This window comes from Streptacidiphilus rugosus AM-16 (assembly GCF_000744655.1).
In the GTDB taxonomy this organism is placed as follows: Bacteria; Actinomycetota; Actinomycetes; order Streptomycetales; family Streptomycetaceae; genus Streptacidiphilus; species Streptacidiphilus rugosus.
Genome location: NZ_JQMJ01000004.1, coordinates 535,393 through 557,405 on the forward strand (window position 1 = coordinate 535,393; position 22,013 = coordinate 557,405).

The following is a 22,013-nucleotide window of genomic DNA, read 5'->3' on the forward strand; positions in this document are numbered from 1 at the left end:
GCCGGCCCGCGAGCACGACGTCGATCCGCTCGCGCACGAGCGCCGCGTTGGGGCAGTCCGCGACGGTCAGCACCGTGATGCGCATGGGTCGTCCTCCGGACCTGGTCGGGGCTTTCGTACGGCAGCCGCCCGCCCACCGTAGTCCGTTGTGCGGGCCCGGCGCCGGTCAGCCCACCTTCTGGGGGATGCCGTTCGCCAGGTCCTCCAGCAGCAGGCGTTTGGCGATCGTGTCGACCGCGGCGCGCAGCTCCGCGCTGCGTGGGCGGCCGACATCGGCCTCCAGCTTCGCGTTCAGCCACCGCGACCACGCCTGACTCAGACTGCTGACCTCCTCGGCCCCGGCCGGGGTGTGGGAGAGGAAGTCGTGGTCGCGGGTGAGGTAGCCCTCGTCGACCATCCGGTCGAAGACCGGCTCCAGCACCTCGGGAGGCAGGCGCTTGCGCGCGGCGATCAGTCCGAGACGGGCGTGACCCACCGTCCTGGTCAGGCCCTCCACCTCCATCAGCGCCCACGCGCCGGCGATGTCGGTACGCGTCCCTGCCTGGTGGACGACGAGCCGGACGGTGTTGAGGTCGACCTTGCTGATGATCTTCCCGACCGCGTACTCGAGGTGTTGACACGAATCGCTGCCGCTCGGCTGGGCGAAACCCTCGCCCATGTCGGTGGAGGCGGACCTGGCCGTGTCCCGCAGCTTCACCTGCTTGAGGAAGAGCGAGACGACAAAGCCCAGCAGCGCCACCGGCACCGTCCACAGGAACACCGTGTGCAGCGTGTCCGAGTAGGCCAGGATCAGCGGCGCGGCCTGCGCCTTCGGCAGCGCGTGCAGTCCCTGCGGACTCGACGCCGCCTTGGTGAGCGCGAGCGGGTTCGCGCCGGTGAGCGCCGCGGAGGTGGCCACGCCCTGGGCGAGGTTGGTCTTGAGGGTGTTGGCGTAGATCGTGCCGAAGACGGCGGTGCCGAAGGCGCTGCCGAGCGTACGGAAGAAGGTGACTCCGGAGGTGGCCGTGCCGAGGTCGGAGTAGTCGACCGTGTTCTGCACCGCGATGGTCAGCACCTGCATGCACAGCCCGATGCCCGCGCCGAGCACGAACATGTAGAGCGACGCGATCCACGCGGGGGTGCCCGGCTTCATGAGCGAGAGCAGATACAGGCCCAGCGCCATGACCAGCGAGCCGATGACGGGGAAGAAGCGGTACTGCCCGGTCTTGCTCACCACGTTGCCGCTGAAGACCGACGCGAGCAGCAGTCCGAGGACCATCGGCAGGGTCCGGACCCCGGAGAGCGTCGCCGAGTCGCCGTCGACGTACTGCAGGAAGGTCGGCAGGAAGGTGAGCGCGCCCAGCATCGCGAAACCGACGATGAAGCTGAGCACGGAGCACACGCCGAAGACGGGGTTGCGGAACAGCCGCATCGGCAGCATCGGCTCGGCGGCCTGCGTCTCGACCCAGCAGAAGGCCGCGAGCGCGACCACGCCGCCCGCGAAGAGGCCGATGATCGTCGCCGATCCCCAGGCGTACTGGTTTCCGCCCCAGCTGGTCGCCAGGATCAGGGCGCTCGCGCCGACGGCGACCAGGGCGATGCCGAGGTAGTCGATGACCGGCCGCACGGCGGCCTTGAACGACGGAATCGTCCGCGCGGCGCTGAACACGACCAGGACGGCGATCGGCACGTTGACGTAGAAGGCCCAGCGCCAGGAGAGGTGGTCGGTGAAGAGCCCGCCGAGCAGCGGCCCGATCACCGTGGCCACGCCGAAGACCGCCCCGATCGCCCCCTGGTACTTGCCGCGCTCGCGGAGCGGGATCACGTCGGCGATGAGCGCCATGGCGGTCACCATCAGCCCTCCGGCGCCGGCTCCCTGGAGCGCGCGCCACCCGATGAGCAGCGACATGTTGGTGGCGAGACCGCAGAAGAACGATCCGGTGATGAAGACGATCGCGGACACCTGGAAGATCAGCTTGCGCCCGAACAGGTCGCCGAACTTGCCGACCAGCACGGTGGCCACCGTCTCCGCGAGCAGGTACGACGTCACCACCCAGGACATGTGGGCCGCCCCGCCCAGGTCCGCGACGATGGTGGGGAGAGCGGTGCCCACGATGGTCTGGTCGAGGGCGGCGAGCAGCATCCCGAGCATGATCGTGCCGAAGACGATGTTCCGCTGCCGCCGATCGAGAACGGGCGGCGCGGCGGCGGGTGGAGCCGGCTCGGTCACGGTGCTCATGCACGAAGCGTCACATCGGCGCGGACCCGTCGCGACCTGGGTCGTCTGTGCCGGTGACCAGCGCCCTGCCGGGCTGATGCGACGCCTGGGTGCGGCGGCCGGACACGCGGGAGGTGGCGGAGCGGGTCCATTCGCAGGAGCGCGGTCACTCGCGCGGCGGACGCCGCTGGCGGTTGCCGGACGCCGGCTCCGCCGCAGCGGCTCGGCGCGCTGAACTGCGAAAAGTGCTCTGCCGGGGCGCCATGACCGCGGCAGCGGGGGACGCCGTGCGCAGGTGCTCGATCTGCAGGGTGCCTGGAAGCGGAGGTTGTGTGGGGTTTGGTTCGGGATCACACAGCTGGTGCACAGGCACGGGACCGAACCGCACGGAAAGGAAGTCCCCTGATGCGTACTGTGTCGACCCTCGCGGGTGCCGTTGCGGCCGGTGCGGCTCTGTTGGCCGCCCCTGCCGCACACGCCGCCACGCCCGCGGCCAGCGCCGCCTGCACCGCCGCGGTGGACGCCGCGAACAAGGCCGAGGCTGCCTTCCAGGCCGCACTGGCCGACTACAACCAGGAGATAGCGGCGGGCGGGCACCCCGGGAGCGCCGAACAGGCGAACCTGGACAGCCTGAAGAACGCGGCGAGCCTGGCCACCTCCGACTCCGTCCGGGTGTGCGGCGCCACCGGCAGCCCGGTGGGCACCATGACGACGGGCACCGGCTCCACCAGCACCGGCCACGTGGGCCTCGACCTCGCTGCGGGCGTCGGCCTGGTCGGCGCCGCCGGCCTGACCGTCGCGCTGCGCCGCCGCACCCGCGGAGGCGACCAGGCCTGATCCGGCGTCACCGTCGGCCGCGCGACAACCCGGCCGGCCACCGGTCGGCTGCCCCCGCAGCACCTGTTGCGGGGGCAGCCCCGCACCCGCGAGTCACACACAGACGACCGAGAGCACCCGCGTGAACCACCCCCAGACCGACTCGACCAACGCGACGCGCCGGCAGGGCACGGGGCGACGATCTTGGCATGCGGCGGGCTGGCCGGCTCTGCCGCTGCTGGCCGCGGCGGCCGCACTGTTCGGTTACGGTCTCACTGCCCCTGCGCCGCCGCCGCAGCCCGACCCCGCCCAAGCACTCACCTCCGCCGTCCCCGATCCGGGGGTCACCGGCGAGGACGTGACGCCTTGGGTCTCCGCGCTCCCGCCTGCCGCACCCATCCGCGTCGTCATTCCCGCGATCGGCGTCGACGCCCCCCTGGTCCCGCTCACCCTGCTCCCCGACCAGCACCTCGGCGCTCCCCCTGCGAACATCCCCAGGGCCGCGGGCTGGTACGCCGACGGCACCCCACCGGGCACCCCCGGCACCGCCGTCATCGCCGGACACGTCGACACCGACGCCGGCCCCGCCGTCTTCTACAACCTCGGCGCCCTCAAGAAGGGCATGACCATCGCTGTACCGCGTGCCGATCAGACCACCGCCGTCTTCACCATCGACGCCGTCGCCGCCTACTCCGCCACGAACTTCCCGACCCACACCGTCTACGACCCGGCTCGACGACCCGAACTTCGCCTCATCACCTGTGGCGCCGGCTACTCCAGGACTCGCCACTCCTATCTCGGCAACGTCGTCGTCTACGCCCACCTCACCAGCCACTCGCCCGCCTGACCCAGGCACCCGGCGGCCCGCAGTCGGCCGGCTCGTCCCGTTTTCCTGCTCAGCCCTCCGTCGGGTCCGGTGAGGACCGGGCGGGTCCCTTCAACCGCTTCGACCGCTGCGAGCGGCCGAACGACCCGCGTCCTGCGTGCGCACGTGGACGAGAAGGGTGGGCGCGCTGACCGGACGGGGCGTCAGGCCGTGCTCTACACTCGGCTCGCCTGCCTGGGGAGGAACCATGCGCGGCAAGCGACTGCGGCGGATCACGCCCGCGTACGGACGTCAGGCGGCCTGTCTGCCGGCGGCCTGCGCGTGGGGTGTCCTGTGTGCCGGTCTGACCACCGCGCTCCTCCTCGGCAGTGGCCCGCGCGGTGGCGCAGCGGCGGTCGACGTCGGCCTGGCCGCGATGACCGCTCTCATGGTCCGCTGCTACCGCATCGGCATCTACCTGGGACCGGAGCATGTACGCGTGCGAACGCTGCTGCGCACGCGTACGGCCGATCGGCGGGCGCTGACGGCGGTCAGCACCGCCCCACGACGTCCGATCGCACGAACCGAGGGACCCTTCCGCAGCGACGCGATCACCCTGGAACTCGCCGACGGCAGCCGCATCGCGACCCCGGTCCGGGTCCTCAACACCGAATGGGAGCGCACGCCGTTCGGCCCCGTCTACGATCTCCAGACGGTCCGGCGCGTGCTCGCCCAACTGCGGGACGGGCTGCCGTTGCCGCGTGACGCGTCGCCCTGAGTCGCCCGCCCCGAGGTCCCTTCTCCTCAGCCGCAACCATCGCCGCCAGCATGGCGGATGACACGGGGCTCCGCCCAAACCCCGGCCCTTCTCAAGGAGGAGCGCGGCGAAGAGGAGAGGGTGCGGGAGGAGGGGGTAAGGGTGGGGGCGTGGGGCAGTCCCTCCCCGATCTCGCACCGGAGGCGTACCGGGAACCTCCCAGGGCCGCCACGGCCAAGCCCAAGGGTCACACGGTGAGCCTGGCGGCCCTGGGAGAACCCCGGCTCGGCAAAGCTGCCCGATCGAGGAGGAACCACCCCACTCAGGCCCACCAGATGGCCGAGGCGGCCGTGATGAACCGACTACCAGGGGCGCGTGTACGTGACTCTGCGCCGCCTGCGCAGCAACGGTCGAGCGACGACCAGCCAGAGCGATAGGGGCAGCCAGACAGCACCGAAGACCGCGGGGCCGGCGGACGGGCCGACAATTCCGGAGATGATCATCACAACCGGCATGATCAGCATCGCAACCCGTGCGATTACCTCCACGAAAGGGCCTGGACGTTGGTGCGGCCACGGTCTCGGGGCCGGCTCGGGAGTAATGGGTGGCCTGTAGTCGCTCGTAGCTTGCCCCTGGATGCCTGGCTGTAGCTCGCCAGCCGATCGCGCTGCATGGCGCATCAGGATCCACAGGACCGCAGAACCGCCTACACCAACAACGGCGGCAACGACGCTGATCCAGGGCATGTGCATCACACCACTCGCGTAGCCCATCTCCGCACAGGCGGAGCCCAGGAGCGAAGCGATGGCAGCGAGCCGCTGCCGCCGATGGACGCGGAGCGCCGTCAGCCCAATGCCGAGCACAGCGAAGAAAGCTATCCCAATGATCACGGCGGGATCCTAGACCCACCGTCACGACTCGAACCCGGCTGGCCCCTCCGCAACGGGCCGGAGGCTTTGGGGGCGTAGACCTCAACCGACGCGGTGAGCCTGGCGGCCCTGGGAGAACTCCGGTCCGGCAGAGCTGCCCGATCGAGGAGGAACCAGGCACAGCTATCCACAAGCGCGGGGGCATAGGGCCGAAGCAAGATCCGGACCAGTGACGGACAAAAGCTGAGATCCGTGCTCCCCGGAGCCCTTTCGTAGCAGGTCAGGGCTCAGTGGCTGGGCATTCGTCGGGCCGACTGTAAATCCGCTCCTGGAGAACCTCGGTTCGGCGCAGCCGCCCGATCGAGAAGGCAGCCCCGTTCGGGCAGGGGTGCGCTCACGAATCAGCTGCCGGAAGGATGGGCGGCGAGATGGCTTGTGCGGCAGCCTGATCTTGAGGAGGATGCATGACCCAGCTTCAGGGTTCCATCCGACGGCTGGCCGTTGCCGCCGGAACGGCCGTCTCGGTCGTGCTGCTCCTCCTGAGCGTTTGGCTCTTGATGCCGCTGTTCGGCGCGCTGCTGTTCTGGATAGCCGAGCACGGCTAGTGGCGGGGCCAGGGCCAGATCGGCCCTCCGCCACGACGTAGGCTCCGGCTTCGAGGCGCTTCCGTACAGCACGGAAGTACAGCAACCATGACGACCCCAGCCGACCAGACCCGACCGCCCTAACGTGCTTGACCAGGTCGGGAGACCTCAGCGACCGGACTGCCGCTAGGGCCTGTCTGGAGTTGTGATCACGTGGCGGGAATAGGGTTGAAGGGATGATCATCGGGCTGGTAGCTTTCAGTCGACCGTGACACCGCCCGAGGAGGTGAGACCCCGTGAACGCTGTATCGATGTGGGTGCTCCCCCTTCCCGTCACGGCTGGCGATTGACGTAGTTTCGCCGCCGGGAGCGCCTCGACCACAAGGCACTCCCGAAAGGCAACACCTATGTACTCTCTGCAGTTCACCGCCGAGTCGTCGTCGAATGGCATGGTCGAGCGCGACTTCGTCGTGGGCGACGTCCCCGGCGTCCTCTGGTCGCCGGCCTCCAACGCAGCCGATCGCGCGCCCCTGATCCTGATGGCCCACGGCGGCGGCAACCACAAGAAGCACCCGGCGATGTCCGGTCGCGCCCGCCTCCTCGTGGCTGGCTGCGGCTTCCACGTCGCCGTCATCGACGCGCCCGGTCACGGTGACCGGCCTCGCACGGCGCACGACGAGCAGGAGATCGCCGAGCTGTTCCGGGCGCGGGCCGCGGGCGAGCCGGAAGGCCCGATCGTCGTGCGCTACAACGACCACCTGGCGGAGTTGGCCGTGCCCGAGTACCAGGCGACCCTGGATGCTCTCCAGGGACTCCCGGAGATCGGCACCGACGGGTTGGTCGGCTTCTGGGGCATCAACATGGGCACCGCGATCGGCATCCCATTCGTGGCCACCGAACCCAGGATCTCCGCCGCAGTCTTCGGCCAGCACTGGCCCGACACCCTGGCCGAGAAGGCGAAGCAGATCACCATCCCGATCGAGTTCGACCTGCAGTGGGACGACGAGCACATCTCGCGCGAGGCCGGTCTCGCGCTGTTCGACGCCTTCGCCTCGAAGGAGAAGTCGCTGCACGTGAACTCGGGCAAGCACAAGGAACTGCCCCGGTTCGAGGCCGACAGCGCGGTCCGGTTCTTCGCCCGGCACTTCGGCCGAGCAATCACCGCGTCGGCCTGACGTACCCGGTTGCGGCGTCCGGCTGGCAAGCCGGACGCCGCAACCGCGGCCCCGGGTTGAGGCTGCGCATCCAGATGATGGATCCGCGCAGTTGAAGCCCCGCCATGTAGCTCTCGGGTGTCTTGTCATAGCGGGTTGCCAGACCCCGCCATGCCTTGATCTTGTTGATGCAGCGCTCCACCGTGTTGCGGTCCTTGTACTGGTCGGCGTCGTACGAGATCGGTCGCCCGCCGGCGCTGCCACGCTTCTGGCGGTTCGCTGCCTGGTCGGCCTTCTCCGGGATCACCGCCTTGATCCCGCGTCTGCGCAGGTAGGCCCGGTTGGCTCGCGACGAGTACGCCTAATAGGCGCCGAGGTTGAGTTCTTGGCGACCTCGGCAGGGGCCGTCAACGTCTGGACTGTATGCCGCGCCTTGAGCGCTTCGATAAGAGCGATGCCTGCACGGCCCCTGCCGCTTCCAACTCGATCGCCGTACCGTGCCGTGGTTCGAGCCATGTCCAGGGTCATCTCTTGATCAGCCGGAGCCGTCGAGCTCTTCACGAGAGCGAGGCCCCTGGACTCAGCTGGGACCACGGACGGCTGATGGGGTGGTGCGCCCGCGAGCGCTTCTATTAGGTCGCCGGGTGGTCCTGCCGCGGCTCGACGCCGACGGGACAGCGACGGCAAAGGAGCGAATGTGCAGGTGACCTGCGGAATCGACTGGGCCGAGGACCACCATGACGTGGCGGTGGTCGACTCTGAAGCGCGGCTGCTCGGCAAGCTGCGGATCAGCGACGACGCTGCCGGCTTCCAAGAACTCCTGCATCTGCTCGCCGAGCACGGCGACAGTCCCGACGAACCGATCCCGGTCGCCATCGAGACCTCCCGCGGCCTGCTCGTCGCCTGCCTGAGGGCGACAGGCCGCCGCGTCTACGCGATCAACCCGATGGCCGTCGCCCGATACCGCGACCGGCACACGGTCTCACGCAAGAAGTCCGACCACCAGGACGCTCTCGTCCTGGCGAACATCCTGCGCACCGACGCGGAGCACCACCGCCCGCTGCCGGGCGATTCCGACCTCGTCAGAGCCATCGCCGTGCTGGCCAGGGCCCAGCAGGACGCTGTCTGGGACCGCACTCGCGCTCAGAACCGGCTGCGGTCGCACCTGCGCGAGTACTACCCCTCGATCCTGGAGGCCTTCTCGGATCGGCGCGAACACCTGCTGGCCCGGGAGGCCCGCGCGATCCTCGCGATCGCCCCGACTCCGACCGAGGCGGCCGCGCTCACTCGCAGCCGGCTGAAGGCCGCCGTCGTGCGAGCAGGCCGCCAGCGCAGGATCGAGGCGGAGACCGACCGGATCCGGGAGATCCTCCGTCGCGCCTGGATGCACCAACCGCCACTAGTGGAAACGGCGATGGGGCACCAGACTCTCGCCCTCCTGGCCCAGCTCAACGCCGCCTGCCAAGCCTGTGACGACCTGGCCCAAGCCACTGAAGAGCTGTTCCTGCAGCACCCGGACGCCGAGATCATCACCAGCTTCCCCGGTCTGGCGGTCCTCACCGGCGCCCGGATCCTGGCCGAGATCGGCGACGACCGAACCCGATTCGACACCGCACGGAACCTGAAGGCCTACGCCGGAAGCGCACCAGTGACGCGGGAGTCCGGCCGCAGCCGCCAGGTGAACCACCGCCGCATCAAGAACAGCCGCCTGGCCGCAACCGGACGACACTGGGCATTCGCCGCTCTCACCGCGTCACCCGGGGCCCACGCCCACTACAACCGCCGACGCGACGCGGGTGACCGCTACCACGCAGCCCTCCGTCATCTCTTCAACCGCATGCTCGGCCAACTGCACCACTGCCTGAACACTCACCAGAAATTCGACGAGGGGATCGCCTTCGCAACACCAGCGAGGCCTGAACTCAGCGCCGCAGCTTGACCCATAGCTGCATGGGGTGTCTTATCGGCGGCCACCGCGTCGGGCCTGGTCCGCGGACGGCCGACGGGCCCGCGCACCTTGACCTCCTCCAGGACGGCGACGAACCGTGGGCTGTCAGCGGCCTGTCCGGGCGTGAGCACGAAGGCCAAGGGGCGACAACGCCGGTCCGCCGCAAGATGCACCTTGCTGGTCAGCCCACCACGGGACCGGCCGAGCGCCGCTGCCTTGAGTCGGGCACGGCGACGCCGGCGTAACTTCCGGCGTTCGGCCCGATCCCTCTCGAGCTCTGCCGATGCCGCCGTCACCGGGGCGTTTTGCCCGGTTTCCGATGCCCCTTTTCCTCCGCCGCGGCCTCTTCCAGCGCCGCCAGCACCTCGGGGTCGACCACCATCCCCGCCGCATCGTGGTGTGCGCGAGCCACTGTCGAATCCACGCTGACCAGCGACAGGTCCGCCTGACCGCGCCGGGCGGCCTCCGCGATGATCGCCTTCATCAGCGCGGCGAACACACCCGCGTCACGCCACTGGGCGAAGCGGTCGTAGACCGTCTGCCAGGCACCGAACTCCGTCGGCATCTCCCGCCACTGGCCACCGCTGCGGAACTTCCAGATGACGCCCTCGAACTGCTCACGAAGCCGCTGCGGATACGGGCCGTACCGGCCGATGGGGAGGAACGGCTCGACCAACTCCCACTCGCTGTCGCTCAGTTCGCGTCGCGTCACAGCAGCGTTTTACCGGCCCAGCCCGGCGCGCGAGGGCGAACCGGGCAAGACTGATCACAACTCCAGACAGAGCCTAGTACTCCAGCAGGACTTTGCTATCTGACCTGGGGCGATGCAGGCGGAGTGGAGTGTAGTCAGGGTGCCAGGCGTCAGGGGCGGCTTCGTGTGGGCTGCCCCTCGATCGTGTGACTGCGCCGTCGGTAGTGGCTGCGGCGGGGCAGCCTCTCGATGTGATCACCGAGACCGTCGCCGAGACGTGGGACCGCGAACTGGACGAACTCTTCTTGACCGTGGGACACCGCTTCCGTCGCGTCGAAGCGCGGCGCCGGATGCGGGACTACGTGCGCGGCCTGCTGGCTCCAGTCGCCAGGAAGAACAGCTGGCAGCTGGCCGAGCAGGCCGGTCACCGCACCCCCGACGGCTTGCAGCATCTGCTCGCCGGGGCCGCGTGGGACCCGGACGAGATCCGCGATGACCTGCAGGCATTTGTCGCCGAGCGGTTGGGCGAGCCTGACGGGGTACTGATCCTCGACGACACCGGCTTCGTGAAGAAGGGCACCACCTCCGCCGGGGTGCAGCGCCAGTACTCCGGCACCGCCGGCCGGACCGAGAACTGCCAGATCGGAGTGTTCGCCGCCTATGCCTCCGTCCGGGGCCGGGCCCTGGTCGACCGTGAGCTCTACCTGCCCAAGTCATGGACCGAAGACCGCGATCGCTGCCGTGCGGCGAGGATCCCCGACGAGCGGGAGTTCTGCACCTAGGGCGAGCTGGCGAAGCGGCTGGTGCTGCGGGCGCTGGGCTCCGATCTGCCCATCGCCTGGGTCACCGCGGACTCGGCCTATGGGCAGTAGGGACGCTTCCGCCGGCTGCTGGAGGAATCCGGTGTCGGCTACGTCCTGGCGGTGCCCAAGTCCCAGTTCAGCCTGGGCGGTCCCCGCATCGACTGGCTGTTCGCGCAGGCCCCGGACGAGGCCTGGGAGCGGATGTCGTGCGGTGACGGCGCCAAGGGCCCGCGCGTCTACGACTGGGCGGCGATCCGGCTGCGGGCCGTGGCGGAGTACGACTACCAGGGCGAGGTCCTGGTCCGAGCACGCTGGGCGATGGCCCGCCGCAGCATCGCCAAGCCGGACGAGATCGCCTACTACCTCGCCTACGCGCCGCCGGAGACCACCGTGACGGAGTTGGTGCGGATCGCGGGGATGCGGAGGGCGATCGAGGAGTGCTTCCAGGCCGCGAAGAACGAATGCGGTCTGGATCAGTACGAAGTCCGCCGTTACACCGGCTGGATGCGGCACATCACGCTCGCCATGCTCGCGCACGCGTTCTTGGCCGCGATGGCGGCCGCCGCGGCGTCAAAAGGGGCTGCAGAAACGGTTCCGGCACCCTGGTCGACCTCACCGTGGCGGAGATCCGCAGGCTCCTGGCAGTTGGCGGCGGCGGTGGCCCGTGTCCGCCACGGCGCTCGCCCCGCACTCACGCGCTGAGCTGGTCCGCCTGGCGTCGACGACGCCAGGCCGTCGCCCGCCGCAGCCACTACCGACGGCGCAGTCACACGATCGAGGGGCAGCCCACACGAAGCCGCCCCTGACGCCTGGCACCCTGACTACACTCCACTCCGCCTGCATCGCCCCAGGTCAGATAGCAAAGTCCTGCTGGAGTACTAGTTCGCATCGAGGGGGTCAGTGTCCTTGGCGGGCCGAACCGATGCCCGCTGGCGACTCACCACCAGAGCCCAGCGAGCACGCTATACAGGAAGGCCAGCGCGGCGGTCCCCACGACGCCCACGAGGAGGCAACCCCATAGAGGACTGCTGCACCCAGATGGGCCGTCGCCCGACTCAGTGTCCTTGGGTGACTCGATGGGTTCTGTGTCGTTGGGCGTGTCCGTCATGCACGCCACCGTGCCAGGACCGTGCCAGACGGGGCGGGGAGACGCGGGAAAGAGCGGGGAATTGCGGGGAGAACCTGGTCAGTTGCCGCAGGCAGAATCCATCCAGGTCACCCTAGGTTACCTAGACGGAGCCTCCTAAAGCCGGTGTCGGCGTGCCCGATAGGTCGCGGCCGATCGTCGGAAGCGCCAGCGGCCTCCCATTGCGGCGCTGCGCCCGGCGGCCGCAGAAAAGCGCCGCCGGGCGTTCCGCCTGAGCGCGGGCCGGCGAATCATCCCCCTGCGCCCCAGCGCGAGGACGATCCGCCGGTGCCGTCAGTACCGCGGGGTGGTGAACTCCGGCGCGTCCGGCTCGATCCCGTAGAGGTGGTCCGACCGCGGCTGCTCGCCGGGCGCGGCGCAGTCCGCGCCCGGCGTGCTCCGGGCGTCCGCGTCGCGTCGTCCGCGCAGCGGCCACCAGAGGGCGCGGCCGAGCAGCACGGCCAGGGCGGGCACCAGCACGATCGAGAGCACGAACGCGGAGAGCAGGATGCCGAGCCCGGTCGCGAAGCCGACCTGCTGGGTGGCCGCGGCAGGGGTGGCCGCGAGGCTGGCGAAGGAACCTGCCAGCACCAGCCCGGCCGTGGCGATCGCGGGCGCGGTGTGTCGCACGGCGCGTGCCACGGCGTCCCGGGTGGACCCGGGCCGCTCCATCTCCTCGCGGATCCGGTCGGTGATCAGGATGTTGTAGTCGGTGCCCAGCGCGACCACGAAGAGGAAGAGCACCAGTGGCAGCGTGAAGACCACGCCCGGCTTGCCCATCCCGTGCTGGAAGACCAGCGCGGCGGCCCCCAGGGTGGCCGCGAAGCCGAGCCCGACCGAGAGCATCAGGACCACCGGCGCCAGCAGACTGCGCAGCAGCATCAGCAGGATCAGGCCGATCAGCAGCGCGGCCACCGGGAAGACGATCCGCAGGTCGTGGTCGACGGCGGTGGCGACATCGACGTAGACCGCCGCGGTCCCCCCGACGTGGGCGGCCAGTCCGGCCGGCAGGTGCGCGGCGACGGCTGCCCGGACCGGGCCCGCGACCAGCGCGCGGGCCTGTGCGGAGCCGGAGTCGGCGGTCAGGTAGAGGTCGATCCGCGCGGCCCGCCCGGACGGGGCCAGCACCGGCTCGGCCGCCTGGCCCACGCCCTTCACCCGGGCCAGACTGTTCCGCAGTCCGGCGACTCGCGCCGGCGCGATCGTGCCGCCGTCCGTGCTGCGCAGGTAAACGGTGGTGGGGTCGGAGACCCCGGCCGGCAGGGCGCGGGTGATCTGCTCCGCGGTGGCCTGGGCGGCGGTCTGCGGGCCGCCACCGCCGAGGTCGTAGTCCATCGCGACTCCCGCCAGGCCTGCCGCAGGCAGGCCCAGCGCGACGACGGCGGCGAGGGCGAGCGCAGCCGGCCGACGCGCGATCAGGGAACCGAGGCCGGCCGCCGCACCGGCGCGCGGCTCACGGCGCAGGGTGCGCGAGGGCCAGAAGAGCCTGCGGCCGGCGGCGGCCAGCACGGCCGGCATCAGGGTCAGCGCGGCCAGCAGCATCACCAGCACGGAGACCGCGATCGCCGGGCCGAGCACCCGGAACTGCCCGAAGCTGGCGATCCCGAGGGTGGCGAAGGCGGCGACGATGGTGAGCGCGGCCGAGGTGACCGCAGTGCCCACCCGCCCGCCGACCTCGGCCGCCACGGCGCGGTGGTGCCGGTCGGGACGGGCCCGCAGTTCCTCGCGGAACCGGAACAGCATGAACAGGAAGTAGTCCACGCCGATCCCGAGCAGCACCACGCTGATCAGGCTCGGCACGCTCGGGTCGAGGTCGATCCCGGTGGCGAGCGCCGTGAGCACCACCGCACCGCTCGCCACGCCGCCGATCAGCGCGACCGCGAGCAGCGGCACGACCGCGGCCAGCACACTGCGGAAGACCAGGACGTTCAGCAGCACGATCAGCCCCACCGCGCAGCCGGAGGCGATGGCCGAGCGGGTGCTGCCGGCGTCGTCGGAGTCGACCTGGTCGGCGAGGCCACCGGTGAACCCGGCGCGCAGGCCGGACGCTTCGAAGACTGCCCGGGTGTGGTCGCGGAACGCCCGGTAGGTGGCCTGCAGCCCGGGGTCGGCGGCGTTGCCGGTCAGCCGGGCGGAGACCAGCTCGAAGCTGCGGTCCGGCGCGAGCAGACCCACTGCCAGCTTCGGGACCTGCGAGTAGTCGTGGGCGAACGGCGGGCTGTCCTTGTCGTGCGGCATCGCGATCCGCTCCCGGCCGAGCCGCTCGGCCAGCGTGGCGACGGTTCGCCGGTCGGCCTCGCTGAGCGGGGAGCCGTCCGGGCGGTCGACCAGCACGGTGACCACGTCGGCGTCGGGATCGGCGCCGAACTCCTTCTCGGCGATGGTCAGCGCGGCGGCCGAGTCGTAGCTCTTGGGCAGGAAGTCGGCCGGCTGGCTGCGGGTCACCTGGAAGATCAGGGACTGGCCCAGGACGGTCAGCAGGGCACCCAGGACCGCCCAGCCGGCGATCACCTTCCATGGGTTCCTGGTCGCGAACCCGGTCAGGGCGCGGATCACGTGCTGCTCCTCAGTGGGAAGGGGGGTGGGGAGCCGGGGTTTCCCGGCCTTCTCCAGCCCATCACCGGCGCGGCGGCTTCTCGTCGGGACACAGGACGAGAAGCCGGGCGGGAGCCCGGCCCCGGCCGGGACCGGACCAGGACCGTGCTCCCAGTCCTGGCTCCTCCGCAGGTCCGGGTGGGTGCGCGGGCGGGCGGTGCGAGAATGGTTCGCGCGGAGAACGGTCCGTGGCGCTCCGGTGACGGCGCATCGAGAACAGCGGCGGAGCCGCCGAGGGGACGAGGACATGGCCACAGGCCGACCACTGCCGGGCACGGCGGAAGCGGACACCGGTCGAGGCGTGTCGGGTACGCCGGTCGCCGTCGACGGCTGGCTGCCCGGCCGTGGCGACGCCCTCCTGGCCGCCGGGACGGCGGTGCTGGACGTCTTCGGCTACACCATGAGCTGCCTGGAGGACGGCCGGGCGGTCACCGCGCCGGCCCTGGTGCTCAGCGTGCTGGCGGCGCTGCCGCTGCTGGTCCGCCGGACGTGGCCGGTGGCCGTGCTGGGCGTGGTGCTGGCCTTCATCCTGACGCTGAATCTGTGGGAGCCCGCGCCACGTCACTTCCCGGTCGCGGTGGTGGTGGCGCTCTTCTCGGTGAGCCGGCACTGCACGCTCCGGCTGGCCGTGCCCGCCGGGCTCACGGCGGGGCTGACCGTGCTGACCAGCCAGGGCCCGCACGTGGGCCTGACCTTCGGCGACGTGCTCGGCAGCCTGCTCGGCAGCGCGCTGGTGGTCGGCGCGGGCGCGGTGATCGGCCGCAGCCAGCAGGAGGCGGAGGTGCGGCGCGCACTGCTGGCGGACCGCGCGGTGGCCGAGGAGCGGCGGCGGATCGCCCGCGAGCTGCACGACATCGTGGCCCACCACATCACCACCATGCAGCTGCTGGCGGGCGGCGCGCGGGCAAACCTGGACGGCGACGTCGAGGTGGTCCGCGAGGCGCTGGTGACCTTGGAGGGCTCCGGCCGCCTGGCCCTGCGTGAGATGCGGCAACTGCTCGACGTGCTGCGGGCGGACGACGAGCGGGAGGAGACCCCCGGTGCGCCGCAGCCGGGAACCGCCGACCTGGAACGGATCGTCGACGACGCGCGGCTGGGCGGGATGCCCACCGAGTTCACGGTCCACGGCGCGGTCCGTCCGCTGCCGCCGACCACCGAGCTGACGATCTTCCGGATCGTCCAGGAGGCGCTCACCAATGCGCGCAAGCACGCCGGGCCGGCACGGGCTCGGGTGCGGCTCGCCTACCATCCGGAGTCGGTGACGGTGGAGGTCAGCGATGACGGAGCGGGGGCGGCGGCTCCGCCGTCGCACGGCGGAGCCGCCGCCCGCGAGCGGGCGGTGCCGGGGCAGTCGGTGGGCGGATACGGACTGATCGGCATGCGCGAGCGGGTGGCGCTGCACGGCGGCACCCTGACGGCCGGTCCCGTCGCGGGCGGCGGGTTCCGGATCGCGGCGAGCCTGCCCCACGAGCCGGCGGACGCGCGGCCGTTCGGCGCGGTGGAGGTGGGGTTCGCGTGACCGGACACCCCGTGAGCAGGCACCCGGACGCCGGGCCCGACAGCGGAGCGGAGCCCGACAAGGGCGCGGCTCCCCTCACGGTTCTGATCGCCGACGACCAGCCGCTGGTCCGCCGCGGGCTGGCACTGATCCTCTCCCCCGCACCCGGTGTCCGCGTGGTCGCGGAGGCCGCGAACGGCGAGCAGGCGGTGGAACTGGCCCGGCTGCACCGGCCCTCGGTCGTCGTGATGGACATCCGGATGCCCGTGCTCGACGGCGTCCAGGCCACCGAGCGCCTGGCCCGCGAACTGCCCGACTGCCGGGTGCTCGCGCTGAGCACCTTCGACATGGACGAGTACGTGGTCGCCGCCCTCCGCGCGGGCGCCGCGGGCTTCCTCCCCAAGGACGTCTCGCCGGAGGACCTGCTCGCGGCCGTCCGCACCGTGCACTCGGGCGAGGCCGCCGTGGCGCCCCGCCTGCTCACCCGGTTGCTCGCCGCCTACGTCACCGCTCCGGGTCGGCCGTCCCACCAGGGCGCCGGGGCGGCGGCCCGGCCCGCCGGCTCGGCCGAGCTGACGACCCGTGAGGTGGAGGTGTGGCGCCTGATCGCCGGCGGCCTGGACAACAACGAGATCGCGCAGGCGATGCAAATCAGCGCCTCCACCGTGAAGAACCACATCACCAATGTCTTCGGCAAACTCCAGGTCCGCGACCGCGCCCAAGCGGTGATCGCGGCCTACGAATCCGGCCTGGTGGCCCCCGCCCCACCCGGCTGACCGTGGGGCGAGCGGCACAGTCCAGGGTTTCACTCCCGCCCGAAGTGATCGACGCCCGCTGCGCGCGTGTACACGGTGGAGCGGGGGCGTCGACGGGGCCGAACCGCCTCAGGGTCCCAGGAAGGGCGGTACTCGTGGAGGACGCCGCCGGGTCTGTCGGTCCGGGCTGCGACGACGTCGAGGAGGTCACCCGATGAAGGTGAGGGACACCGCCCTGCACGAATCGCCCCAGGCGCTTCGCGTCTCCGGCACGGCGGCCCGACAATTCGCGTGACAGCTACGGCTTCTTCCACGACCATCGGCCGGTGACCTCGGAACCGGACGTTCTCAACCTGAACATCATCTGCCCACCGCCCGGCGAGGGCGGGGTGGAAGCCCACCCGATCGTCAACGGCCGGCATCTTCTCACCGACGTGCTCGCCGAGAGCCCGGAAAGCCCCGGCTACGTCCCAGTGGGGCCCCGGCCCCTGCTGGACCCGGACGGGCCGCTGCATGCCACCGCGACACCCCACGAGATTCGTGTCGCCGTGTCCGGGTGCGGTGTGGAGCTGTGCTGCGGCGCTCTCTACGTGACGGTCCGGCGGGACGGGGAGCATGTCCTCTGGGAGGGCTGGCGCGACCTGGCCCATCCGGAGTTCGACGCCCCGGGACTTCGGTTCGCCGCGGCCGCGTACGAGGCCGAGGTCCTGCGAGCCGAGGCGGACCGCGGGTGGGAGTGGCCGGGGGCAGCGGTCGCACGGCTGCTGGAGGCGGGGCTGAACCGGCGCGAGGACTGGCTGGACCGGTGGGACTGCGAGGTGGAAGGCGTCTGGGCCTCCCGCTCGGAGCCCGATCGAATCCGGGTCGTCTTGGGGCATCCACGCGGCCTGACCGATCCTGACCGACCCTGGATCCAGTTCGGGCTCACCCTCCCGATCTCCGAGGACGACCCCTCCGACCAGGCCGCGCGCCTCGAAGCGGAGCTGACCGCAGGCGATCCCCGCGCCACCGCCGAGGTCTGGGGAGGCACCTACCACGCCGACCAACTCGGCTACCCCTGGCCGCCGGTCAACCCGTGGCGAAGTGAGGATCCGGAAGAAGCGCCGTCGAGGTGACGCACAGGGCATGACCTGCCCGGCGGGACCGGCCGTCCGGCCCCGGACCGCCGCCGTGACCGGCCCGGCCGGCCGCCTCCCATGCGACGGCCGGCCGCAAACCACCCTCACCGCGGTGGAGGAACGAGCGCTCAGCCTGCCGTTCGCGCTCCCAGCAGGTGCTCCATCGCCAGCTGGTCCAGCACCTCGAACGCCATGCCCCGCTTCGCCGTCGCCTCGACGTCGAAGTCCTCGAACGACGCGCGGTCGGCCAGCAGGCCCGCCAGGCCGTCCGCGGCCGTGGGGACGGCCAGCTCGGGCAGGCGGGAGGCCGCGAGCGCGGCCTGGACGTCCGGGTCGGCGCGGAAGGAGCGGGCGCGCTCGGCCAGCAACAGGTAGTTGCGCATGCACGCCGCCGCCGAGGCCCAGACGCCGTCGAAGTCCTCGGTGCGCGGCGGCTTGAAGTCGAAGTGACGCGGACCGTCGTAGCCGGCCGACTCGAGCAGGTCGACCAGCCAGAAGGCCTGGCGCAGGTCGCCCGCGCCGAACCGCAGGTCCTGGTCGTACTTGATGCCCGACTGACCGTTCAGGTCGATGTGGAACAGCTTGCCGTGCCACAGGGCCTGCGCGATGCCGTGCGGGAAGTTGAGGCCCGCCATCTGCTCGTGGCCGACCTCCGGGTTGACGCCGACGCGATCCGGACGCTCCAACTCGTTGATGAACGCGAGGGCGTGACCGACCGTCGGGAGCAGGATGTCGCCGCGCGGCTCGTTCGGCTTGGGCTCGATGGCGAAGCGGATGTCGTACCCCTGCTCCACGACGTACTCGCCGAGCAGGTCGAAGGCCTCCTTCAGGCGGTCCAGCGCCACGCGCACGTCCTTCGCCGCGCCGGACTCCGCGCCCTCGCGGCCGCCCCAGGCGACGTAGACCGACGCGCCGAGCTCGGCCGCCAGGTCGATGTTGCGGATGGTCTTGCGCAGCGCGTAGCGCCGGACGTCGCGGTCGTTGGCGGTGAACGCGCCGTCCTTGAAGACCGGATGCGTGAAGAGGTTCGTCGTCGCCATCGGGATCCGCAGGCCGCTCGCGTCCAGCGCGGCACGGAAGCGCTTCACCGTCGCCTCGCGCTCGGCGTCGGTCGAGCCGAAGGGGATGAGGTCGTCGTCGTGGAAGGTGACGCCGTAGGCCCCGAGCTCGGCCAGCCGCTGCACGGTCTCCACCGGGTCCAGGGCCGGGCGCGTCGCGTCGCCGAACGGGTCGCGGCCCTGCCAGCCGACCGTCCAGAGGCCGAACGTGAACTTGTGCTCGGGGGTGGGGCGCAGGGGGTCGGTCATGGGATCTGCTCCGTTCGGTGCCACTGCGGCTCTATTCGTATTGGCAAAAAACAAATTAGTATGCGGGGGCGGCGAACGGAAGCCCCCGCCCCGGCGGCGCCTCCGGCGGTCCCTCCGGCTGCGCCCGCATCGCCCGCACCGTCCCGACAGATCCGCCCGTAGAAGGAGCACCCATGGCCGCACGGCACGTGGTGATCGGCATCGACAGCTCGACACAGTCGACCAAGGCTCTCGCCGTCGACGTCGAGACCGGCGAGGTGCTCGGACGCGGCCAGGCACCGCACGTCGTCTCCGCAGGGGCGGGCCGCGAGAGCGACCCGGACGGCTGGTGGAAGGCGCTCGACGCGGCCGTGGCCGCGACCGGCCTCGGCCAGGTCGCCGAGGCCGTCTCGGTCGCCGGGCAGCAGCACGGGCTGGTCGCTCTCGACAAGCGGGGCGAGGCCGTCCGGCCCGCGCTGCTCTGGAACGACGTGCGGTCCGCGCCACAGGCCGCCGGGCTGGTCGAGGCGCTCGGCGGGGCCGAAGCCTGGGCCCGGCGCACCGGCAGCGTGCCGACGGCGGCGTTCACCGTCGCCAAGTGGGCCTGGCTGCGCGAGAACGAGCCGGAGGCGGCGGCCCGCGTGGCCTCGGTCAGGCTGCCGCACGACTACCTGACCGAGCGCCTGTGCGGGACCGCAGCCACCGACCGCGGCGACGCCTCCGGCACCGGCTGGTGGGGGGCGGACGGCTACGACGAGGAGATCCTGCGGCTCGTCGGCCTGGAGCGCTCGGCCCTGCCGGTCGTGCTGGAGCCGGGCGCGCAGGCGGGCGTCGCCCGCTCCGGCGGACCGCTGCGCGCGGGCACGCCGGTGGCGACGGGCACGGGGGACAACGCCGCCGCCGCGCTGGGGCTCGGGCTGTTCCCCGGTCAGCCGGTGCTGAGCCTGGGCACCTCGGGGACCGTCTACACGGTCGCCCGGCAGCGGCCCGCCGACCCGACCGGGACGGTCGCCGGATTCGCCGACGCGCTGGGGCGCTGGCTGCCCCTGGCCTGCACGCTGAACTGCACGCTGGCCGTCGACCGGTTCGCCACCCTGCTCGGGCGGGACCGGGAGGCGGTCGAGCCGGGCGGGCAGGTCGTCGTCCTCCCCTACCTGGACGGCGAGCGGACCCCCAACCTCCCCGCCGCCAGCGGCCTGGTCCACGGCCTGCGGCACGACACCACTCCCGGCCAACTGCTCCAGGCGGCATACGACGGCGCCGCGCACGCGCTGCTCACGGCCCTGGACGACGTCCTCGCCGCGGGCGGCGAGAGCCCGGACGCGGGCGGCCGCGACGCCGACCGGCCCCTGCTCCTCATCGGCGGCGGGGCGCGGGGACGCGGGTGGCAGCGGACGGTGCTGCGGCTGTCGGGCCGGCCGGTGCAGGTGCCGACCGCGCCGGAGCTCGTCGCCCTGGGCGCGGCGGCGCAGGCGGCGGCGCTGCTGACCGGCGAGGCCGCCGACCAGGTGGCGCGGCGCTGGGACACGGCCGCAGGCCCGGTGCTGCCCGCCGTGGAGCGGGACGAGGCAGCACTCGACCTGATCAGCCGCACCCTGGAGCGCGCCCGGGCGCTGCAGGCCTGACCGCCCGAACGCTGCCGCGGCCCGCGGCCGGGTCCCCTCCCAGCTCGGAGGGGACCCGGCCGCGGGCTGCGCCTCCGTGTCCCGATCGTGACCTGCGCGACCCATTGACGCGGTCGCATGTGAGCGCTAACAATTCCGTGTCGAGGAAGACCGAACACGCCGCACGGTAACGTTCAGCACACGGCCGGACAGCAGAACCACAGCACCGGAACACGCACGGCACGCAGCAGCACACCCAGCAGGAACAGCAGCAGAACGACGGGAGGGGCGACCATGACGGCGGAAGCGACCGCACCGGACCGCAAGCCGGTGATGGCCGATGTCGCACGGCTCGCCGGGGTGTCCCACCAGACCGTGTCCCGGGTCCTCAACGACAACCCGCACGTCAAGGAGGAGACCAGGGACCGCGTCCTCCAGGCGATCAGGGAGCTGGACTACCGTCCGAACTCCGCCGCCCGGACCCTGGTCACCAAGCGCTCGCAGACCCTCGGCGTCGTCAGCTTCGACACCACGCTCTACGGTCCCGCCTCGATGCTCTACGGGATCGAGCAGGCCGCCCGCAGCGCGGGCTACTTCGTCAGCATCGCCAGCCTGCGCTCGCTCGACGGCCGCTCGGTCCAGGAGGCCGTCGAGCGGCTGCGCGGACAGGCGGTCGAGGGCGTGCTCGTCATCGCGCCGCAGACCTCCGCGGTCGGCGCACTGTCGCAGGTGAGCGGGCAGGTGCCGGTCGTCGCCGTGGGAACCGGGCCGCAGGCGCGGGTCCCCGCGGTGGCGGTCGACAACGAGGCCGGGGCGCGGGCCGCGACGCGGTACCTGCTCGACCTCGGGCATCGCACCGTGCACCACGTCGCCGGGCCGTCCAGCTGGCTGGACGCCCAGGCCCGTCTCGCCGGCTGGCGGTCCACGCTGGCGGAGGCCGGCGCACCGGAGCCGCCGGTCCTGGCCGGGGACTGGAGCGCCAGATCCGGCTACGAGGCCGGGCTGCAGCTGGCGGAAGACCCCGAGGCCACGGCCGTGTTCTGCGCCAACGACCACATGGCACTCGGGCTGCTCAGGGCGCTGAACGAGGCCGGACGCGACATCCCGGGCGACATCAGCGTCGCGGGCTTCGACGACATCCCCGAGGCCTCCTACTTCACTCCCCCGCTCACCACCGTCCGCCAGGACTTCGGCGAGCTGGGCCGACGCGGCCTGGAACTTCTGGTCGAACAGATCGAGGACGGCGTCCGCACCCGACCCAGGGTGCTGGTGCCACCGGAGCTGGTGCTGCGCCGCAGCACCGCCGCACCCCGCGGCTGACCCGCGGCCGACCCCAGGGCCGAAAGCGACCAGGGGGCCGGACGCGGACACGGGCGGGAGGGGCCGGGGCCACCCTCCCCGGCCGCG

General features: G+C 71.8%; 14 protein-coding genes and 3 pseudogenes. 12 read left to right on the forward strand and 5 right to left on the reverse strand.

Annotated features, from left to right (window positions below):
- Positions 1-166: 166 nt before the first annotated feature.
- Positions 167-2,218 carry an MDR family MFS transporter gene (locus BS83_RS11305; protein ID WP_037603637.1) on the reverse strand — a complete coding sequence of 684 codons (2,052 nt, stop codon included), beginning with the start codon at positions 2,216-2,218 and terminating at the stop codon, positions 167-169.
- Positions 2,219-2,602: 384 nt separating this feature from the next.
- Here BS83_RS11305 and BS83_RS11310 point away from each other — a divergent pair, with 384 nt between their 5' ends.
- The 5 genes from BS83_RS11310 (at position 2,603) to BS83_RS11335 (ending at position 7,203) form a co-directional block, all read left to right on the forward strand.
- Positions 2,603-3,034: a hypothetical protein gene (locus tag BS83_RS11310; protein WP_157597120.1), complete on the forward strand. Its 432-nt coding sequence runs from the start codon at positions 2,603-2,605 to the stop codon at positions 3,032-3,034.
- A gap of 121 nt (positions 3,035-3,155) precedes the next feature.
- Positions 3,156-3,860 (forward strand): class F sortase, encoded by a 705-nt coding sequence (locus BS83_RS11315; protein WP_157597121.1) that lies wholly within the window; start codon positions 3,156-3,158, stop codon positions 3,858-3,860.
- A 226-nt stretch (positions 3,861-4,086) separates the two neighbouring features.
- A complete protein-coding gene (locus tag BS83_RS11320; RefSeq protein WP_037603639.1) occupies positions 4,087-4,596 on the forward strand; it encodes a hypothetical protein in 510 nt (169 codons plus the stop codon).
- A 1,312-nt stretch (positions 4,597-5,908) separates the two neighbouring features.
- Complete coding sequence (locus BS83_RS45310) at positions 5,909-6,049, forward strand: hypothetical protein (protein ID WP_157597122.1); 141 nt, start codon at positions 5,909-5,911, stop codon at positions 6,047-6,049.
- A 386-nt stretch (positions 6,050-6,435) separates the two neighbouring features.
- On the forward strand, positions 6,436-7,203 hold the full coding sequence (locus BS83_RS11335) for an alpha/beta hydrolase family protein (protein WP_037603642.1): 768 nt from the start codon (positions 6,436-6,438) through the stop codon (positions 7,201-7,203).
- Positions 7,204-7,261: 58 nt separating this feature from the next.
- Here the strand turns inward: BS83_RS11335 and BS83_RS11340 are convergent.
- A pseudogene (locus tag BS83_RS11340) lies at positions 7,262-7,543 on the reverse strand (transposase); the annotation flags it as partial.
- A gap of 336 nt (positions 7,544-7,879) precedes the next feature.
- On the opposite strand from BS83_RS11340, the gene BS83_RS11345 reads away from it, so the two are divergent.
- Complete coding sequence (locus BS83_RS11345) at positions 7,880-9,121, forward strand: IS110 family RNA-guided transposase (protein WP_037603643.1); 1,242 nt, start codon at positions 7,880-7,882, stop codon at positions 9,119-9,121.
- On the opposite strand, the pseudogene BS83_RS47355 reads toward BS83_RS11345, so the two are convergent.
- Positions 9,070-9,842: pseudogene (locus tag BS83_RS47355) on the reverse strand (transposase); the annotation flags it as partial. The gene BS83_RS11345 and the pseudogene BS83_RS47355 sit on opposite strands and share 52 nt — an antisense overlap.
- A 230-nt stretch (positions 9,843-10,072) precedes the next feature.
- Here BS83_RS47355 and BS83_RS41670 point away from each other — a divergent pair.
- Positions 10,073-11,326, forward strand: a pseudogene (locus tag BS83_RS41670) (IS701 family transposase).
- Between the two features lie 718 nt (positions 11,327-12,044).
- Here the strand turns inward: BS83_RS41670 and BS83_RS11365 are convergent.
- A complete protein-coding gene (locus BS83_RS11365; protein ID WP_037603646.1) occupies positions 12,045-14,306 on the reverse strand; it encodes an MMPL family transporter in 2,262 nt (753 codons plus the stop codon).
- 286 nt (positions 14,307-14,592) lie between these two features.
- Between BS83_RS11365 and BS83_RS11370 the strand changes: the two genes are divergently transcribed.
- The 3 genes from BS83_RS11370 to BS83_RS41675 all read left to right on the forward strand — a co-directional run bounded on the left by BS83_RS11370 (position 14,593) and on the right by BS83_RS41675 (position 17,713).
- Entirely contained in the window at positions 14,593-15,864 is a 1,272-nt protein-coding gene (locus BS83_RS11370; RefSeq protein ID WP_084713365.1) for a sensor histidine kinase, read from the forward strand.
- A gap of 11 nt (positions 15,865-15,875) precedes the next feature.
- The gene (locus BS83_RS11375; protein WP_051945324.1) at positions 15,876-16,619 is read left to right on the forward strand and encodes a response regulator transcription factor; all 744 of its coding nucleotides are present in this window, start codon (positions 15,876-15,878) and stop codon (positions 16,617-16,619) included.
- A gap of 305 nt (positions 16,620-16,924) precedes the next feature.
- Positions 16,925-17,713: a hypothetical protein gene (locus BS83_RS41675; RefSeq protein WP_051942940.1), complete on the forward strand. Its 789-nt coding sequence runs from the start codon at positions 16,925-16,927 to the stop codon at positions 17,711-17,713.
- A 131-nt stretch (positions 17,714-17,844) separates the two neighbouring features.
- Here the strand turns inward: BS83_RS41675 and xylA are convergent, their stop codons facing one another.
- On the reverse strand, positions 17,845-19,023 hold the full coding sequence (gene xylA, locus BS83_RS11385) for a xylose isomerase (RefSeq protein WP_037603647.1): 1,179 nt from the start codon (positions 19,021-19,023) through the stop codon (positions 17,845-17,847).
- 173 nt (positions 19,024-19,196) lie between these two features.
- Here xylA and xylB point away from each other — a divergent pair, with 173 nt between their 5' ends.
- Together xylB and BS83_RS11395 are read left to right on the forward strand one after the other, a co-directional pair.
- Positions 19,197-20,627 (forward strand): xylulokinase, encoded by a 1,431-nt coding sequence (xylB, locus tag BS83_RS11390; protein ID WP_037603648.1) that lies wholly within the window; start codon positions 19,197-19,199, stop codon positions 20,625-20,627.
- A 273-nt stretch (positions 20,628-20,900) separates the two neighbouring features.
- A complete protein-coding gene (locus BS83_RS11395; RefSeq protein ID WP_051942941.1) occupies positions 20,901-21,926 on the forward strand; it encodes a LacI family DNA-binding transcriptional regulator in 1,026 nt (341 codons plus the stop codon).
- The last annotated feature ends 87 nt before the right edge of the window (positions 21,927-22,013 follow it).

Bases quoted from the DNA above. Each gene is read 5' to 3' on its own strand.
- xylB (WP_037603648.1), top strand. From the start codon at position 19,197: ATGGCCGCACGGCACGTGGTGATCGGCATCGACAGCTCGACACAGTCG.
- BS83_RS11310 (WP_157597120.1), top strand. From the start codon at position 2,603: ATGCGTACTGTGTCGACCCTCGCGGGTGCCGTTGCGGCCGGTGCGGCT.
- BS83_RS45310 (WP_157597122.1), top strand. From the start codon at position 5,909: ATGACCCAGCTTCAGGGTTCCATCCGACGGCTGGCCGTTGCCGCCGGA.
- BS83_RS11370 (WP_084713365.1), top strand. From the start codon at position 14,593: ATGGCCACAGGCCGACCACTGCCGGGCACGGCGGAAGCGGACACCGGT.
- BS83_RS11320 (WP_037603639.1), top strand. From the start codon at position 4,087: ATGCGCGGCAAGCGACTGCGGCGGATCACGCCCGCGTACGGACGTCAG.
- BS83_RS11305 (WP_037603637.1), bottom strand. From the start codon at position 2,218: ATGAGCACCGTGACCGAGCCGGCTCCACCCGCCGCCGCGCCGCCCGTT.
- BS83_RS11395 (WP_051942941.1), top strand. From the start codon at position 20,901: ATGACGGCGGAAGCGACCGCACCGGACCGCAAGCCGGTGATGGCCGAT.
- BS83_RS11335 (WP_037603642.1), top strand. From the start codon at position 6,436: ATGTACTCTCTGCAGTTCACCGCCGAGTCGTCGTCGAATGGCATGGTC.
- xylA (WP_037603647.1), bottom strand. From the start codon at position 19,023: ATGACCGACCCCCTGCGCCCCACCCCCGAGCACAAGTTCACGTTCGGC.